We start from the raw sequence: 16,559 nt of genomic DNA on the forward strand, positions 1-16,559 counted from the left end.
CCATGCGGCTTTCCAGCAAGGCGACCACGCTTCTCATCCTCGCCGCGGTCATCGCCATCGCGCCGGTCTTCTTCCCGTCGTCCTATTATTTCCGGGTCGGCTCGCTGATCTTCGTCAACGGCCTGGCGGTGACGGGTCTTGTCATCCTCATCGGCTATGCCGGCCAGATCAGCCTGGGCCATGCCGGTTTCGCGGGCATCGGCGCCTATGCCTGTGCCCTGGCGCCCGTTCATCTCGGCCTGCACCCGGCGCTTGCCGCCGTGCTCGGCGCGCTTCTGTCGGCGGCTATCGCCTATCTCGTCGGCCGGCCGATCCTGCGGCTCAAGGGCTATTATCTCGCCGTCACCAGCCTCGGCTTTGGCATCCTCGTCTCCATGGTGCTGTCCAACGAGGCGCAACTGACCGGCGGGCCGGATGGCATGGCGGTGCCGGAGCTCGGCTTGCGCGCCGTGCTGAAGGCGATCGGCATCGACCTGTCGAACACCGAGTTCTGGTATGCCTTTTCCGGCCTCGTGCTGGTGCTCGGCGCGTGGCTGGCGCTCAATCTCTACCATAGCCCGACCGGCCGGGCGCTGCGCGCCCTGCATGGTTCGGAGGTCGCGGCCCGCACGGTCGGTGTCGATGTCGCGCATTACAAGCTCGTCGCCTTCGTGCTCTCGGCGATCTATGCCTCGGTGTCGGGCTCGCTCTTGGCGCTGCAGAACAAGTTCATCACGCCGGATGTCGCAGGCTTCATGCATTCCATCGAGATGGTCACCATGACGGTGCTCGGTGGTGCCGGTTCCGTGCTTGGCGCCATTCTCGGGGCAGCGATCCTGACGACCCTGCCGCAGGTGCTGACGATCTTCCAGGAATACGAACAGCTCATGCTCGGCCTCGTCATGATGCTGGTGATGATCTTCATGCGCGAGGGGCTCTTGCCCTCGATCACGCGCCGCATCCGGGGGAGGGCGGAATGAGCCTGCTTCAGATCGAAGGCCTGGGCATCGATTTCGGCGGCCTGCGTGCCGTCCACGATGTCGGCTTCTCCTTGAAACCCGGCGAGATCGTCTCCGTCATCGGCCCGAACGGTGCCGGCAAGACGACGCTGTTCAATATGATCTCCGGCGTCTATGCCCCGGCACGCGGCCGCGTCGTGCTGGATGGCGAGGATGTCACCCGCATGCCGCCGCATCTGCTCGCCCGCCGCGGCCTGTCGCGCACCTTCCAGAACCTGCAAATCTTCCAGTCGATGAGCGTGCTGGAAAACGCCGTCGCCGGCCATCACCTGCACGAGCGCGGCTCGGTCTTTGCCGATCTCTTCGCGCTGCCCGCCGCGCGCCGCCGCAGCCAGGCGTCGGGAGAAAGCGCCCGCGCGTTGCTCGACCGCGTCGGCCTTGGCCGTGCTGCCGAGCAGGAGGCGGGCTCGCTCTCCTACGGCGCGCTGAAGCGGCTGGAAATCGCCCGTGCGCTGGCGTTGAAACCGCGTGTGCTGCTGCTCGACGAACCGGCCGCCGGCTGCAATGCCGTCGAAACCGAGGAGATCGATCACCTCATCGCGCAGGTCGCGGCCGAAGGCGTGTCGATCCTCCTGGTGGAGCACGACATGAAAATGGTCATGCGCATTTCCAACCATATCGTGGTGCTCGATCACGGCGAGAAGATCGCCGAAGGCGAGCCGGCGGCGATTGCGCGTAATCCGCGCGTGATCGAAGCCTATCTGGGTGCCCAGGCGACGGAGGCGAAGCATGTTGACGGTTGAGGGACTGCGCTCGCGCTACGGCCGCATCGAGGTGCTGCACGGCATCGATCTCGATGTCGCCTCGGGTGAAATCGTCACCGTTGTCGGCGCGAACGGCGCCGGCAAGACGACGCTGCTGAAATGCCTTTCCGGCATCCAGCCGGTTTCTTCGGGCTCTATCGTCTTCCGCGGCGAGGCGCTGACGACCGTGCCGGCGCATGCCCGCGTGCGCCGCGGCCTCGCTCAGTCGCCCGAGGGCCGGCAGATCTTCACCAACCTGACGGTGGAGGAAAATCTTCGGCTCGGCGCCTATCTCTTCGCCGACGACAAGGTGGAGCGCGACATGCAGGACGCCTTCGCGATGTTCCCGATCCTCAAGGAGAAGCGAAACCTTGCTGCGGGCGGTCTTTCCGGCGGGCAGCAGCAGATGCTGGCGATTGCCCGTGCGCTGATGGCGCGCCCCTCGTGCCTGTTGCTCGACGAGCCGAGCATGGGCCTCGCCCCCATCCTCGTCGCGCAGATCTTCGACGTGGTAAAAAGCCTGAAGGCGCTCGACGTCACCGTGCTCCTCGTCGAGCAGAACGCTTTTGGCGCGCTCTCCGTCGCCGATCGCGGTTATGTCATGGAGACGGGGCGCATCACCATGTCCGGCCCCGCCGCCGACCTGATCGCGGACGAACGCATCCGCGCCGCTTACCTGGGAATATGAGACCATGACCGCCACCATTGCCCGCGAGGGATCCACCGCCGTCGTCACCGTCGACAACCCGCCCGTCAATGCCCTGTCACAGGCGTTGCGTCAGGGTTTGGTCGAGGCGGTGGCGGAACTCGATGCGGATGCGACGGTGAAGGCCGTCGTGCTGATCTGCGCCGGGCGGACCTTCATTGCAGGCGCCGATGTCAACGAGTTCGGCAAACCGCCGCAGCCGCCGCACCTGCCGGATGTGGTGGCGCACATCGAGGGCGCGAAAAAGCCCTGGGTCGCCGCGATCCACGGCAGTGCGCTTGGCGGCGGGCTCGAAGTCGCGCTCGGCTGCGCCTATCGGGTGGCGCTTGCCTCCGCGAGCCTCGGCCTGCCGGAAGTCAAGCTCGGCATCATTCCGGGTGCCGGCGGCACGGTGCGCCTGCCGCGCCTGATCGGTCCCGCCGCGGCCGTGGATCTCGTGACGAGCGGCAGCCCGGTCAGCGCGAAGAAGGCCGAGGGGCTCGGTCTCGTCGATGCCCTTGTCGATGGCGACCTGCGCGCCGGCGCTATCGGCTTCGCAAACGGCATTGCTGAAAAACCCTTGCCGGAACCGATCTCTCGCCGCGCGGTACCGGCCGTCGAGTCCGGCTTCTGGGAGAATGCCGAAAAGGCCGTCGCTGCCAAGGCGAAGCGCGAAGTCGCGCCGCTGCGGGCACTTGCCAGCGTGCGCAGGGCCAGCGAGGCGGACTTTTCCGATGCCATGGCCTTCGAGCGCGAGACGTTTCTTGCCCTGCGCGGTTCCGAACAGGCGGCGGCGCTGCGCCATGTGTTCTTCGCCGAGCGCGCCGCGCCGCGCCCCCCGGAGCTTGCCGGGATAGCGCCGCGCGATATCCGCTCTGCGGCCGTCATCGGTGGCGGCACGATGGGCGCGGGCATTGCTGCCGCGCTGCGCGATGCCGGCCTGCCGGTGGTTCTCATCGAGCGCGATGCGGCGGCAGTCGAGCGCGGGCTTGTCAACGTTCGGGCCATCTATGACGGGTCGGTGAAGCGCGGGCGTATGACGCAGGCGATTGCCGATGAGCGTATGGCCGGTGTCACCGGTGGTGACGATTATGCCCTGCTGGCCGATACGGACCTCGTCATCGAAGCGGTGTTCGAGGACCTCGCCGTCAAGCGCGCGGTCTTCGAAAAACTCTCGTCGGCCTGCCGGCCGGATGCGGTTCTGGCCACCAACACCTCCTATCTCGATCCGAATGCGATCAGCGACGGCGTAAGCCATCCCGAACGTTTCCTCGGCCTGCATTTCTTCAGCCCGGCGCATATCATGAAGCTGCTGGAGATCGTGCCGACCGGGGCGACGTCGCCGGAGGTTCTGGCAACCGGCTTCGCGCTCGCGCGCCTGCTTGCCAAAATCCCCGTCCGCGCCGGCATTTGTGATGGTTTCATCGGCAACCGCATCCTGAAGGTGACGCGCGCGCAGGCCGAGCGGCTGCTGCTCTCCGGCGCGACGCCTTCGGCGGTCGACGCCGCCCTGCGTGCCTTCGGCCTGCCGATGGGGCCGTTCGAGGCACAGGATCTCGGTGGCCTCGACATCGCCGCCTTCCAGCGCAAGGCGGCGCGTGAACGGGGCGACATACCTTTCGCGCCCGTCGCGGAGCGGCTTTGTGCGCTTCAGCGCTTCGGCCAGAAATCGGGCGGCGGATGGTACGACTACCAGCCGGGCGACCGTGTGCCAAAACCGTCCGAAACCGTGGCGGCGATCATCGCCGAAGAGGCGGCGGGTAAGCGGCAGCGCGTGTGGAACGAAGCCGACATCGCCGACGCCATTGTCCTGCCGATGGTCAACGAGGCGACGCGCATTCTTGAGGAGCGCGTGGCGCTGCGCTCCGCTGATATCGACCTGGTGAAAATCCACGGCTACGGCTTTCCGCGCTGGCGCGGCGGGCCGATGCATTATGCCGAAGCGCGCGGGCTTGGCGACGTCGTGGCCGTGCTCGACCGCCTTGCGGCGGATGGTCTTGCCGATCCGCCCTGCGATGGTTTGCGCCGGGCAGCGGAGGCCGGCGGGTTTTCGGCGCTTGAACGATAGGCAAGCGCTGCGGTCTGTGATGAGATAGGTTTGGGAGAACAGGCATTCTGCTGGAGCCGGGGAGGGCGCGATGCAGTCGCTGATGACGCCGGGGCACAAGCCGGTACAGGTGGAAATTCTCGAGGCGGAGATCCGGCGGGTCTGCGGTTCGTTCGATCTGGAGCCGATGCGGCGCACGGGCGTCGTCAACGGCGATGTCACCACACGGCGCGTCGGCCCGTTTGATACGGCGATCGTGGCGCTCGATGCCTCCGAGGTGGCGCGCAACACCCGCTCCATCCGGCAGGACCCCGGCGAGCATTTTTTCCTGCTGGTGCAGGATGCCGGCCAGTGTCGCGTCGAACAGGGCGATCAGGTCGCGGAGCTTCTGCCCGGCGACATGTTCCTCGTCGATTCCGTCAAACCCTCGAGCTTTCTCTATCGCGGCGAACGCTCCAACCAGGTGTCGCTGCACATCCCGCGCGACGAGATGGTGCATCGTTTCGGCAATGCCTGCACCGGCGGGCTTTCGATTTCGCGTGACGATCCGCTCTGGCTCGCCATGCGCGCCGTCATCGCCAAGATGCTGATGGAGGAGGGCGCGCAGGCGCAGCTTGGCGAGGCGTTCCTCTGCCTGATGGGCGCCTACCTGCATTCGACGCGTGGGATGGGGACTGCGAACCCCGCCGAGACGCTGCTCTCGCGGGCGCTGGCGATGATCGACCGCCACCGCGCGGACCCGGCCTTTGGCCCGCGCGAACTGGCATCCCGCCTCAACGTGCCGGAACGTACCTTGCAGCGACACTTCCGGCCGCTTGGCGAAACGCCGGGGCATCGGCTGCTCAATCGCCGGCTGGAGCTTGCCCATGCGCGGCTGTCCGCCCGCAATCAGGTGGCAGAGGGTGTGACCGCCGTCGCCTTCGACTGCGGCTTCAACGACCTTTCCTATTTCTACCGCGAGTTCCGCAAGAAATACGGCACGACGCCGGGTGCGGTCGCGCGCTGCCATTGACGCTTTTGTCCAAAAGGCGGGACGGCGCCGTCCAAGTCTGACGCCCCGCCAACGCCTAATCTCTGCCACCAGATGTGCCCGCCGGAGGTGGGCCATTCCTTGGAGGAGGCGGAAATGATGGAATTCAAGGCAACCATCGGCGGCAAGCCGGCCCATGTCGGCTCGGACTTCGCCGTGCTGAACCCGGCGACGGGCGAGGAGGTCGGCCGCGCGCCGAACATGGGCGGCGCTGAGCTGGACGCCGCCGTTGCCGTCGCCAAGGCGGCGTTCGCGACGTGGTCGGCACAGACCGACGCGGCCTTGCAGGCCGCTTGCGCGGCCGTGACGGCGAAGATCGAGGAGCATGCGGCGGAACTCGCCGAGATCATCACGCTGGAACAGGGCAAGCCGCTGAACGGCCTCGGCTCGCGCTGGGAGGTCGGCGGTGCCGTCGCCTGGGCGGGTTATACGACCGGACTGTCGCTTCCGGTCAAGGTGTTGCAAGACAACGAGGCGGGCCGGGTGGAGCTGCATCGCAAGCCGCTCGGCGTCATCGGCTCGATTACACCATGGAATTTCCCGGTGATGATCGCCGTCTGGCATATTCTTCCCGCGCTACGCACCGGCAATACGGTCGTCGTCAAACCTTCGCCCTACACGCCGCTGTCGACGCTGCGCCTCGTCGAGATCATGAACGAGGTCCTGCCGCCGGGTGTCGTCAACGTGGTGACGGGCGACGACAAGGCCTTCAATCTCGGTGGTGCCATGTCGGTGCATCCGGATATTCGCAAGATCGTCTTCACCGGCTCCTGCGCCACCGGCCAGAAGGTCATGCAGTCTGCTGCCGCGACCATGAAGCGGCTTACGCTGGAACTCGGCGGCAACGATGCCGGCATCGTGCTGCCGGACGCGGACCCGCAAGCGATTGCCGAGGGCCTGTTCTGGGGTGCCTTCATCAACAATGGCCAGACCTGCGCGGCGATGAAGCGGCTCTATGTGCACGACACGATCCATGACGCCGTCTGCGATGCGCTCGTCGCCTATGCGAAAAACATTCCGGTCGGCAACGGCATGGAGGAGGCGAGCATTCTCGGCCCGATCCAGAACCGCATGCAGTTCGACAAGGTTTCGCGGCTCGTTGCGGATGCCAAGGGGCGGGGCAAGGTGCTGCTCGGCGGTGCGCCGGGCGAGGGCCTGTTCTTCCCGCCGACCATCGTTGCCGGGCTTCGCAACGGCGATGCGCTGGTCGACGAGGAGCAGTTCGGCCCGGCTTTGCCGATCATCCGCTATTCCGATGTTGAGGAGGCGATCCGGCTTGCCAATGACAGCCCGAACGGGCTCGGCGGCTCCGTCTGGTCGTCTGATATCGCGGCCGCAAAGGCGGTTGCGAGCCGGCTCGCCTGCGGCTCGGTCTGGATCAACAAACATGGCGCCATCCAGCCCAATGCGCCCTTCGGCGGCGTGAAGGCCTCCGGCATCGGCGTCGAGTTCGCCGAAGAGGGGCTTGCCGAATACACCGATATCCAGGTGGTCTTCGCCTGACGGAACCAAACAAGAAGAGGGAACGATCATGAGACTTATCAAACACCTGGCCTCGACGGCGCTGGTGCTCGGCCTTGCCGCAGGCGCAGCCGCCGCCCACCCGCTCGACGGGCTGACGGCCGAGGAATACCAGAAGATCAACCAGATCCTGCGCGCTGAGAAGGTTGCGGACGACAACACGCTCTATCCGCTGATCGAGCTGAAGGAACCGGCCAAGGCCGACGTGCTGGCGTGGAAGGAGGGCGATAGCCTCGATCGCAAGGCGACCGTCTATTTCACCAGCGCCGAGGGTTTCAGCGAGGCGGTGGTCAATATCACCCAGGGCAAGGTCGAGAGCAATGCCAAGACATCGGGCCAGCCGATGGTGCTGTTCACCGAGTTCATGAACGCGCTGGAAGGCGCGCTCGGCCATCCGGACATGGTGGCGGGACTTGCCAAGCGCGGGCTGAAGCCGGAGCAGGCCTTCTGCCTGCCGCTGACCGGCGGCAACTTCTTCACCGAGGAATACCAGAATTCCCGCCTGATGAAGGTGCCGTGTTATCAGGTTCCGGAGGGCTCCAACTTCTACGCCAAGCCGGTCGAAGGCCTCTTTGCCATCTATGACATCGGCAAGAAGGAAGTGCAGCGCGTCATCGATACGGGCGTCGTCAAGGGGCCGAAGGACGCCTGGGGCTACACCGAGGAAGAGGTCGCCAAGCGCCTGCCGCTGCGGGCCGAGACGAACCCTGTCAAGCTGGTGCAGGAGGGCGGCCCGAACTACAAGATCGACGGCAGCCATATCGAATGGGACATGTGGCGCTTCAATTTCCGCGTCGACAAACGCCCCGGTCTCGTCGTCTCCAATCTCGATGTCAACGATGCAGGCACCTGGCGTTCGGTCATCTACCAGGCGCATCTCTCCGAAGTCTTCGTGCCCTATATGGACCCGACGGAAGGCTGGTACTGGCGCACCTATATGGACAGCGGGGAATATGGTTTCGGCCTGTTCCTGAGCCCGCTTCGCGCCGGCATCGATTGCCCCTCGCACGCGACCTTCCTGCCGGCGACGATTGCCGACGACAAGGGCTCGCCGCTCGTCATTCCCGATGCGATCTGCGTCTTCGAGCGCAGCATCGGCGATCCGGCCTGGCGCCATTTCGAAGTCTTTGCGCAGACGCCGGAAAAACCGGTGCCGGCGGAAGGGCGGCCTGCGACGGAACTCGTGGTGCGCACGGCCTCCGAAGTCGGCAACTACGACTATCTCATCGACTATCGCCTGCAGCAGAACGGCCAGGTCAACATCTATGTCGGCGCGACCGGCCTCGATGCGGTGAAGGGCGTCGCCTCCACCTCGATGAAGGACCCGACGGCAAAGGCGGATACGGCCTATGGTACGTTGATCGCGCCGAACCTCGTCGCCGCCAACCACGACCATTATTTCAACTTCCGCATCGACTTCGACGTCGACCAGCCGATCAATCATTTTTCGACGATGGACATCGTGCCGGCCAAGCTCGACGCGTCGAGCCCGCGGAAGTCGATGTGGACAGTCGAGCACAAGATGCCGATGACGGAGATGGAAGCGCGCTACAAGCTCTCGTCCTCGCAGCCGCGCTACTTCCACATCTCCGATCCGTCGCGTGAAGGGTATCTTGGCCATGAACCGGGCTACATGATCCACCATGGCGATGTGTCCTACGGCCCGTTCGATTTCGAGAATGACCCGCCGATGAAGCGCAACGCCTATATCGAATATTCGGTGTGGAACACGGTCTATGACCCGGAACAGCGTTATGCCGGCGGCAAGTTCGCCATGCAGAGCGATGGCTCCGATACGCTCGCGGAATGGGTGAAGAAAGACCAGAGCCTGATGGGCAAGGACATCGTCACCTGGTTCTCCGCCGGCTTCCACCACATCCCACGTATGGAGGACTGGCCGGTCATGTCGACCGAGTGGAAGACCGTGCACATCATGCCGCACAACTTCTTCGCCCATAACCCGGCGCTGACGATTCGGAAGTAAACGCGGCAGGCGCTGCCCCTCATCCGCCTGCCGGCACCTTCTCCCCGCAAGCGGGGAGAAGGGACACACGGCCAGGCTTACCGCATTGCTATGCGGCGTTTTTGAGCGAGCGTTTGTGTCCTTCGCCTTCTCCCCGCTTGCGGGGAGAAGGTCGCGGCAGCGGGATGAGGGGCTTCGTCTCCGAAACAAGAGCCCGGGAGCGATCCCGGGCCTCTCTCATTCCACCGGCTGCATGTCGCCAAAAACCGTCGGGATCAGTTCCGCCACAGTCGGATGAATGTGCACGGCGTGCGTGATCGTCGTGTAGGGCTTGCCCGCATACATCACGTCCAGAATGCTCTGCACCGCCTCGTCGCAGCCGGTGCCGAGCAGCGACGCGCCGAGGATTTCCCGGGTGTCTGCGTCGGCGATCACCTTCATGAAGCCGAGCGTCTCGCCTTTTTCCTTGGCGCGGCCGACCCGCGTCATCGGCCGCGTGCCGATCAGCAGTTTGCGGCCGGTCTTGCGCGCTTCCGTTTCGCTCATGCCAGCGCGGCCGAGCGGCGGGTCGATGTAAAGCGCGTAGGTCTGGATACGGTCGCTCACCTTGCGCGGCTCGTTGTCGAGCAGGTTGGCGGCGACGATCTCGAAGTCGTTGTAGGCGGTGTGGGTGAAGGCGCCGCGGCCGTTGCAATCGCCCATCGCGAAAATGCCGGGCACGTTGGTTTCCAGCCGCTCGTCGGCGGTGATGTAGCCGCGTTTGTCCGTTGCGACGCCTGCCTTGTCGAGGCCGAGATCGTCGGTGTTCGGCCGCCGTCCGGTGGCGAGCAGGATGTGCGAGCCGCTGATTTCCGGGGCGCCGGCCGTGCAATCGACGCCGACCCCGACGCCGCTTTCCTGCCGGAAGAAGCGGATGCACGCCGCCCCGGTGCGAATCTGGATGCCCTCGCGCTCGAGAATGTCGCGCACCGCGGCGCTGACGTCCTCGTCTTCACGTGCAATCAGCCGCGGCCCTTTTTCGATCACCGTCACCTCGGAGCCGAAGCGGCGGAACATCTGGGCGAACTCCAGCCCGATATAACTGCCGCCAATGACGATCAGGTGTTTCGGCACTTCGGCCAGGTCCATCATCGACACGTTGTCGAGATGGGGCACGTCCCCGACACCCGGAAAATCCGGCACGACGGCGCGGCCGCCGACATTGAGGAAGATCTGTTTCGCCGACAGCAGCGCATCGCCGACACGGATCTCCGTCGGGCTTTCGAAGCGCGCATGGCCGCGCAGGAAGGTCAGGCCCTCCATGCCGTTCAGCCAGTCCTCGTTGCCCTTGCGGGCGTCAAACCGCACCTTGTCCTTGCGGGCCATGACCTTGGCGAAGTCGATGGAAACCGCCCCCGTCACCACGCCGTAGTCGGCGCCGCGGCGGGCGAGATGGGCGGCATAGGCGCTGGCGACCATGGCCTTGGTCGGCATGCAGCCGGTGTTGACGCAGGTGCCGCCGACGAGTTTTCGCTCGATGAGCGCGACCTTTTTCCCCGCGGCAGTCAGCCGGCCGGCAAGTGACGGGCCGGCCTGGCCCGCGCCGATGATGATGGCATCGAAGGTCTGCATCAGATCACCGACGAGACGACGAAGAGGCCGAGTAGAACGGCAACCGCATCCTCGAGCAATGCAATGGGCAAATCCCGGCCGCCCGTTGCGGCGACGAGGCGCTGGCGGGCTTCGGCGCCGCCGAGCGTGCCGATGACCGCGCCGACGATGCCGGCCACGAGCCCGCCGACCAGCGAGCCACCAACCGTGCCGATGACCGCGCCGCAGAAGGCGCCGCTGACGAGGCGGGCGCCGAACTGCTGTGGCACCTTGCGGCTCGGCGTGCTCGGCAATTGGTCGGTGACGAATTCGACGAGCGCCAGCGCGCCGAAAATATAGGGCGTGAAACGATAGGCCAGGAAGGCTGCCCAGGTGCCGGAGACCGGCAGCCAACCGAGGGCGGCGCCGATGCTGATGGCGGCCGGCGCCGTCATCGCCCGAAGCCCCGCCACGACACCGATCAGCAATGCGAGAATGTAAATGCTCATGTGTCCCCCAGAAGAATCCGCGCCGGACATCGGCCCGGGATGTTTCCCGGCAGGTGATCAATGCAGTATCGGAAAGCGAGTGGGCCGATTGCGAGAGTGTCGGACGCGACCGTGAATTGCAACGCGTTTCTGTTGCCAAAGGCCGCCTCTTCGTACAATCCTGAAAGCGCTTTGAACGCGGCAACAAACGCCGTGCATTGCACCGTCGGCGCGGTCTGTTTTTTGCGAATTGCCGCCATATATGGAATGCTTTGCCCGGACGGGCTTTTCGAAACGTGGTCTGAATGCCGCCATGGGTTCCCGCACAGAACGAGAGGTTTTTCACATGCGCCCAACCGTCAAATTCCTAGGAGCAGCTCTGGCGCTCGGCCTTGCAGCCGGCGCCGCCCAGGCCCAGGTCGTCGTCTCGTCGAAAATCGACACCGAGGGTGGGGTGCTCGGCAACATCATCCTGTCGGTTCTGAACGCCAACGGCATCCAGACGACGGACCGCGTGCAGCTCGGTGCGACGCCGGTCGTGCGCCAGGCGATCATCGCCGGCGAGATCGATATCTATCCGGAATATACCGGCAACGCCGCCTTCTTCTTCGAAAAGGCCGAGGACCCGGCCTGGAAGGATGCGACCAAGGCCTATGAGCTGGCGAAAACGCTCGATTTCGATGCCAACAAGATTGTCTGGCTGACACCGTCGCCGGCCAACAACACCTGGGCGATCGCGCTGCGCAAGGACGTCGCCGAGCCGAACAAGCTCGTGACGCTGACCGACTTCGGCAAATACGTGGCCGGCGGCGGACAGGTCGTTCTTGCCGCGTCCTCCGAATTCGTCAATTCCGCGGCCGCTCTTCCCGCCTTCCAGACGACCTACGCCTTCACGCTGAAGCCGGAACAGCTCATCACGCTGTCCGGCGGTGACACCGCCGCGACGATCGCCGCCGCTGCCAACCAGACGAATGGCGCCAACGCCGCCATGGTCTACGGCACGGATGGCGGCATCGCCCCGTCGGGCCTCGTCGTTCTGCAAGACGACAAGGGCGTGCAGCCGGTCTACCAGCCGTCGCCGATCATCCGCGAAGAGGTGCTGAAGGCCAACCCGCAGATCGAGGAAATCCTCAAACCGGTCTTCGAAAAACTCGACCTCGTGACGCTGCAGGATCTCAACGGCCGCGTCCAGGTCGGCGGCGAGCCGGCCAAGGCGGTCGCCGAGGACTTCCTCAAGAAGAACGGCTTCCTCAAGTAAGCCCGTCTGTCCTCCGTCCGGTCGGGCGGAGGACCTCTCGCCCAGAAAGCGTTCATGCGGCTCAAAATCGACAAGCTCGGCGTGGTGATCGCCGCATTGCTGGCTTACGGCGCCTTTCTGGCGCCGTTTGCGCAATTCAGGGCAAACCGCATCGTGCCCGGCGAGGCGCGGTCGATCCTTGAGGCACTGCCCGCAGGGCTTGGCGCGGCACTTCTCGCCTTCGTCATGATATCCATCATCCTCATCGTGCTGAAGACGCCGACGATCGTCCGGCTGGTGCTGGGGCTGGTGGCGCTTCTCGTGCTCGCCGTCCTCATCGGTCTTTCGGCCGGCCACCTGACGCCACCGGAAAACACCTATGCCCGCGTGTCGCCGGCCTCCGGCTTCTGGTTGCTCAGCTTTGCCTTCGCGCTGGTGACGGCGGATGCGCTGGCGCGGCTAAAACTCTCGCCGTTCGCCCGTGTCGCGCTGCTCGCGGCTGTCGCCGGCGCCATTGCGGCGCTCTTGATGTCCGGCGCCTGGGACGGCCTGTCGATCCTCAAGGAATATGGCAGCCGCGCCGAAACCTTCTGGCTGGAGGCGAGCCGCCATGTGGTGCTGGCGCTCGGTTCGCTTGCCGCGGCGACGCTCGTCGGCCTGCCGCTCGGCATCCTCTGCCACCGCGTCGAGGCGCTGCGTGCCGGCGTGCTCAACGTCTTGAACATCATCCAGACCATCCCGTCGATCGCGCTGTTCGGCCTGTTGATCGCGCCGCTCGGCTGGATCGCGCTTCATGTGCCGGGGGCTCAGGCGCACGGCATTCGCGGCATCGGCGCGGCCCCTGCCTTCGTGGCCCTTTTCCTCTATTCGCTGCTGCCGGTCGTCGCCAACACCGTCGTCGGCCTTGCCGGCGTGCCGCGCGATGCCAACGACGCCGCGCGCGGCATCGGCATGACGGATCGCCAGCGGCTGTTCGGTGTCGAGCTGCCGCTCGCCTTCCCGGTCATCCTCACCGGCATCCGCATCGTGCTCGTGCAGAACATCGGCCTTGCGACGATCGCCGCCCTGATCGGCGGCGGCGGATTCGGCGTCTTCGTCTTCCAGGGCATCGGCCAGACGGCCATGGACCTCGTGCTGCTCGGCGCGGTGCCGACCGTCGCACTCGCCTTCGCCGCCGCCATCGTGCTCGATGCCGCGACCGAACTTTCCAGCAACAAACCCGGCAGGGCCGCATGATCGAGATCGACAGCATCACCAAGCGCTATGGCGATACGACCGTCGTCGACAATGTCTCGATGACCATTGCGCCGCGCACGATCACCGTCATCGTCGGCACGTCCGGCTCGGGCAAGACGACGCTGATGCGTATGATCAACCGCCTCGTCGAGCCGACGTCCGGGAAGATCCTGATCGACGGCGAGCCGAACAGCGCGATCCCCGGCTACGAGCTGCGCCGACGCATCGGCTATGCCATCCAGGGCCATGGTCTCTTCCCGCATCGCACGGTCGGCGAAAACATCGCCACCGTGCCAACGCTGCTCGGCTGGGAAAAGAGCCGCATCGACGCCAAGGTCAAGGAACTGCTGACCCTCTTCCAGCTCGATCCGGCCGCCTTCGGCCCGCGTTATCCGCACGAGCTTTCCGGCGGCCAGCAGCAGCGTGTCGGCGTTGCCCGGGCGCTTGCCGCCGAGCCGAACATTCTGCTGATGGACGAACCCTTCGGCGCGCTCGATCCGGTCATCCGCGCCAAGGCGCAGGAGGATCTGCTGGCGATCCAGAAACATTTCGGCACGACCATCGTGCTCGTCACGCACGACATGGAAGAAGCCTTCCACCTCGCGGACAAGATCGCGGTGATGGACAAGGGCAGGATCGTGCAATACGCCGCGCCGGAAGAGATGCTGGTCAACCCCGCCACCGACTTCGTGGAAACGCTGATCGGCGCCGGTGAGCGGCCGTTCCGGCTGCTGTCGATCGGCTCGGTTGGCGAGGCCACCGAGGCCGGGGAGGCGGAAGGCGAAGCCATCGCTGCCGCCACCAGCCAGCGCGACGCGCTGTCCGCGCTGCTCTGGGCCGGTCGCGACGCCCTGCCGGTCGTCGGCGCGGATGGGACGCGGCTCGGCCGCGTCACGCTCGCCGGCCTTGCCCGCCGCGCCGCGAGGCCGCAATGAAGCGTTACCTGCCCAATCTTTTGCGGCTGGCAGCGCTGATCATCCTGATCGCCTTCCTTGTCCAGCCCATGCTGTTCGAGCCGCTGCTGAAACCGCTGGTACAGGCCAATGCGCCGGCCGTCTACAATCAGGGCAGCCTGCTGTCGCTGACGCTTTCCCATCTGGCCACCGTCTTCACCGCGACGCTTGCCGCGACCATCGTCGCCGTCGGCCTCGCCATCCTCGTCACACGGCCGATCGGGGCGGAGTTTCTGCCGCTGTCGCGCAGCCTCGTGAATATCGGCCAGACCTTTCCACCGGTCGCGGTGCTGGCGCTTGCGGTGCCCGCGGTCGGTTTCGGTGAAAAGCCGACGCTGATCGCGCTCTTCCTCTATGGGCTGCTGCCGATCTTCGAGAATGCGATGACGGGCCTCTCCACCCTGCCGCCAGCCATCGTCGAGGCGGCGCGCGGCACGGGCATGACAGCGTGGCAACGGCTGACAAAGGTGGAAATCCCGCTGGCGCTGCCGGTTATTCTCGCCGGCATCCGCCTGTCGGTGACCATCAGCCTTGCCACCGCCACCATCGGCTCGACGGTTGCGGCCAAGACGCTCGGCGAGGTCATCATTGCCGGCCTGCAATCCAACAATCTCGCCTTCGTGCTGCAAGGCGGCGTGGTCGTCGCGGTGCTGGCGGTGCTGATCTACGATGCTTTTTCTGCCGTCGAACGCGTGCTGTCGCGCCGCGCCGGGCGCGTCTAGAGCCTCTCCGCTTTTCTTCGAACCGCGAAAACGCTCTGGCTTTTGTTCTCGCGCAATTCCGGACGCAAAACCGCTGCGCACTTTTGCTGGAATTGCTCTAGCGGATCAGGATCGCCCGGAAATCGTTGACATTGGTGCCGGTCGGGCCGGTATCGAAGATATCACCTATAGAATCGAAGGCGCTGTAGGCGTCGTGGCCCATCAGGTGCATTCTGGGCTCGATACCGGCGGCCCGCATGCGCAAGATACTGTCACCATCGGCAAAGGCCCCGGCATTGTGCTCCGAGCCGTCGCGGCCGTCCGTATCGGCGGCGAGCGCCTGCACATTCGCCAGGCCATCGATAGCTTGGGCGAAGGAGAGCAGGAATTCCGTGTTGCGCCCGCCCTTGCCATAGCCTTCGTCGCGGATCGTCACCGTCGTCTCCCCGCCGGAGAGGATGACGACGGGTGTGGTGAAGGGTCGTCCGTGATGACGCACCTCGCGGGCGAGTGCGGCATGCATCAGCCCGATATCCTGCGCCTCGCCTTCGATCGAATCCGAGAGAATGACGGCGCTGATCCCCGCGGCTTTTGCGGTCGTTGCCGCGGCCTCCAGCGAGACGCGCGCGGAGGCGATGACATGGTGCTCGTGCCGGGCAAAGACGGGGTTGTCCGGCCCCGCTGCTGCGGCCTCGGGTGAGGCGAGGTGGTCCATCACCGTCTCCGGCAGGGCCATGCGATATTGCCGGACGATCGCCAGCGCATCCTGCGGCGTCGAGGTGTCGGGGATCGTCGGGCCGGAGGCGACATGGGCGGGGTTGTCGCCGGGAATGTCGGAGATGATGAGGCTCACCACCCGGGCCGGATGGGCTGCATGCGCCAGCCGCCCGCCCTTGATGCGCGAGACGTGTTTGCGAACGATGTTCATGGCTGAAATGGGCGCACCGGAGGCGAGCAGTGCCCTGTTGACGGCGCTCTCGTCGGCCAGCGTCAGCATGCCCGCCGGGGCCGGCAGCAGCGCCGAGCCGCCACCGGAGACGAGCGCGATGACAAGATCATCCTCCGTCAGGTCCCGCAGGAGAGCAAACAGCCGGGCCGAGGCGGCGATGCCGGCCTCGTCGGGAACGGGGTGAGCGGCCTGCAGGACTTCGATCTGCCGGCACTCCGCCACCGGGCCGTGCTGCGCGACGACGGTGCCTTCCAGCGGACCATCCCAAAGGCTTTCCAGCGCAGCCGCCATCTGGCTTGCCGCCTTGCCGGCACCGATGACCACCGTGCGCCCCTTCGGCTTTTCCGGCAGGTGCGCGCGGATCGCCGCAACAGGGTCGGCAGCCTCGACGGCGGCGTTGAACAGCGAGGCGAGGAAAGCGCGGGCGTCTTCGATCATG

At 65.7% G+C, this 16,559-nt stretch carries 14 protein-coding genes; 11 read left to right on the top strand and 3 right to left on the bottom strand.

Annotation, left to right across the window (positions count from 1 at the left end):
* Window positions 1-2 precede the first annotated feature (2 nt).
* From GR138_RS19135 to GR138_RS19165, 7 genes are all read left to right on the top strand, one after another.
* On the top strand, window positions 3-959 hold the full coding sequence (locus GR138_RS19135; protein WP_202402727.1) for a branched-chain amino acid ABC transporter permease: 957 nt from the start codon (window positions 3-5) through the stop codon (window positions 957-959).
* Complete coding sequence (locus GR138_RS19140) at window positions 956-1,741, top strand: ABC transporter ATP-binding protein (protein WP_160860863.1); 786 nt, start codon at window positions 956-958, stop codon at window positions 1,739-1,741. Before GR138_RS19135 ends, GR138_RS19140 begins: the two co-directional genes overlap by 4 nt.
* Window positions 1,728-2,429, top strand: coding sequence for an ABC transporter ATP-binding protein (locus GR138_RS19145; RefSeq protein ID WP_160860864.1), 702 nt, complete (start codon window positions 1,728-1,730; stop codon window positions 2,427-2,429). Before GR138_RS19140 ends, GR138_RS19145 begins: the two co-directional genes overlap by 14 nt.
* Before the next feature lie 4 nt (window positions 2,430-2,433).
* Window positions 2,434-4,494, top strand: a complete 2,061-nt coding sequence (locus GR138_RS19150; protein WP_160860865.1) for a 3-hydroxyacyl-CoA dehydrogenase NAD-binding domain-containing protein — start codon at window positions 2,434-2,436, stop codon at window positions 4,492-4,494.
* A gap of 70 nt (window positions 4,495-4,564) precedes the next feature.
* Window positions 4,565-5,485, top strand: a complete 921-nt coding sequence (locus GR138_RS19155) for a helix-turn-helix domain-containing protein (RefSeq protein ID WP_160860866.1) — start codon at window positions 4,565-4,567, stop codon at window positions 5,483-5,485.
* 114 nt (window positions 5,486-5,599) lie between these two features.
* Complete coding sequence (locus GR138_RS19160; protein ID WP_160860867.1) at window positions 5,600-7,006, top strand: aldehyde dehydrogenase family protein; 1,407 nt, start codon at window positions 5,600-5,602, stop codon at window positions 7,004-7,006.
* Between the two features lie 28 nt (window positions 7,007-7,034).
* A complete protein-coding gene (locus GR138_RS19165) occupies window positions 7,035-9,008 on the top strand; it encodes a copper amine oxidase (RefSeq protein WP_160860868.1) in 1,974 nt (657 codons plus the stop codon).
* A 216-nt stretch (window positions 9,009-9,224) separates the two neighbouring features.
* Here the strand turns inward: GR138_RS19165 and GR138_RS19170 are convergent, their stop codons facing one another.
* The gene (locus GR138_RS19170) at window positions 9,225-10,601 is read right to left on the bottom strand and encodes an FAD-containing oxidoreductase (RefSeq protein WP_160861080.1); all 1,377 of its coding nucleotides are present in this window, start codon (window positions 10,599-10,601) and stop codon (window positions 9,225-9,227) included.
* Window positions 10,598-11,065, bottom strand: a complete 468-nt coding sequence (locus tag GR138_RS19175; RefSeq protein WP_160860869.1) for a DUF4126 domain-containing protein — start codon at window positions 11,063-11,065, stop codon at window positions 10,598-10,600. Before GR138_RS19175 ends, GR138_RS19170 begins: the two co-directional genes overlap by 4 nt.
* Window positions 11,066-11,390: 325 nt before the next feature.
* On the opposite strand from GR138_RS19175, the gene osmF reads away from it, so the two are divergent.
* Genes osmF through GR138_RS19195 form a run of 4 tightly spaced genes read left to right on the top strand, consistent with a single transcriptional unit; the run spans window position 11,391 to window position 15,192 of the window.
* Window positions 11,391-12,302: a glycine betaine ABC transporter substrate-binding protein OsmF gene (osmF, locus tag GR138_RS19180; protein WP_160860870.1), complete on the top strand. Its 912-nt coding sequence runs from the start codon at window positions 11,391-11,393 to the stop codon at window positions 12,300-12,302.
* 54 nt (window positions 12,303-12,356) lie between these two features.
* Window positions 12,357-13,517, top strand: a complete 1,161-nt coding sequence (locus tag GR138_RS19185; RefSeq protein WP_160860871.1) for an ABC transporter permease — start codon at window positions 12,357-12,359, stop codon at window positions 13,515-13,517.
* Entirely contained in the window at window positions 13,514-14,452 is a 939-nt protein-coding gene (locus GR138_RS19190) for an ABC transporter ATP-binding protein (RefSeq protein ID WP_160860872.1), read from the top strand. The genes GR138_RS19185 and GR138_RS19190 overlap by 4 nt, the downstream gene beginning before the upstream one ends.
* Window positions 14,449-15,192, top strand: a complete 744-nt coding sequence (locus tag GR138_RS19195; RefSeq protein WP_160860873.1) for an ABC transporter permease — start codon at window positions 14,449-14,451, stop codon at window positions 15,190-15,192. Before GR138_RS19190 ends, GR138_RS19195 begins: the two co-directional genes overlap by 4 nt.
* 97 nt (window positions 15,193-15,289) lie before the next feature.
* Here GR138_RS19195 and GR138_RS19200 read toward each other — a convergent pair whose 3' ends face one another.
* Window positions 15,290-16,558 carry a glycerate kinase type-2 family protein gene (locus GR138_RS19200; RefSeq protein WP_160860874.1) on the bottom strand — a complete coding sequence of 423 codons (1,269 nt, stop codon included), beginning with the start codon at window positions 16,556-16,558 and terminating at the stop codon, window positions 15,290-15,292.
* Window position 16,559: the final 1 nt, after the last annotated feature.

This window comes from Shinella kummerowiae (genome assembly GCF_009827055.1).
GTDB lineage: Bacteria > Pseudomonadota > Alphaproteobacteria > Rhizobiales > Rhizobiaceae > Shinella > Shinella kummerowiae.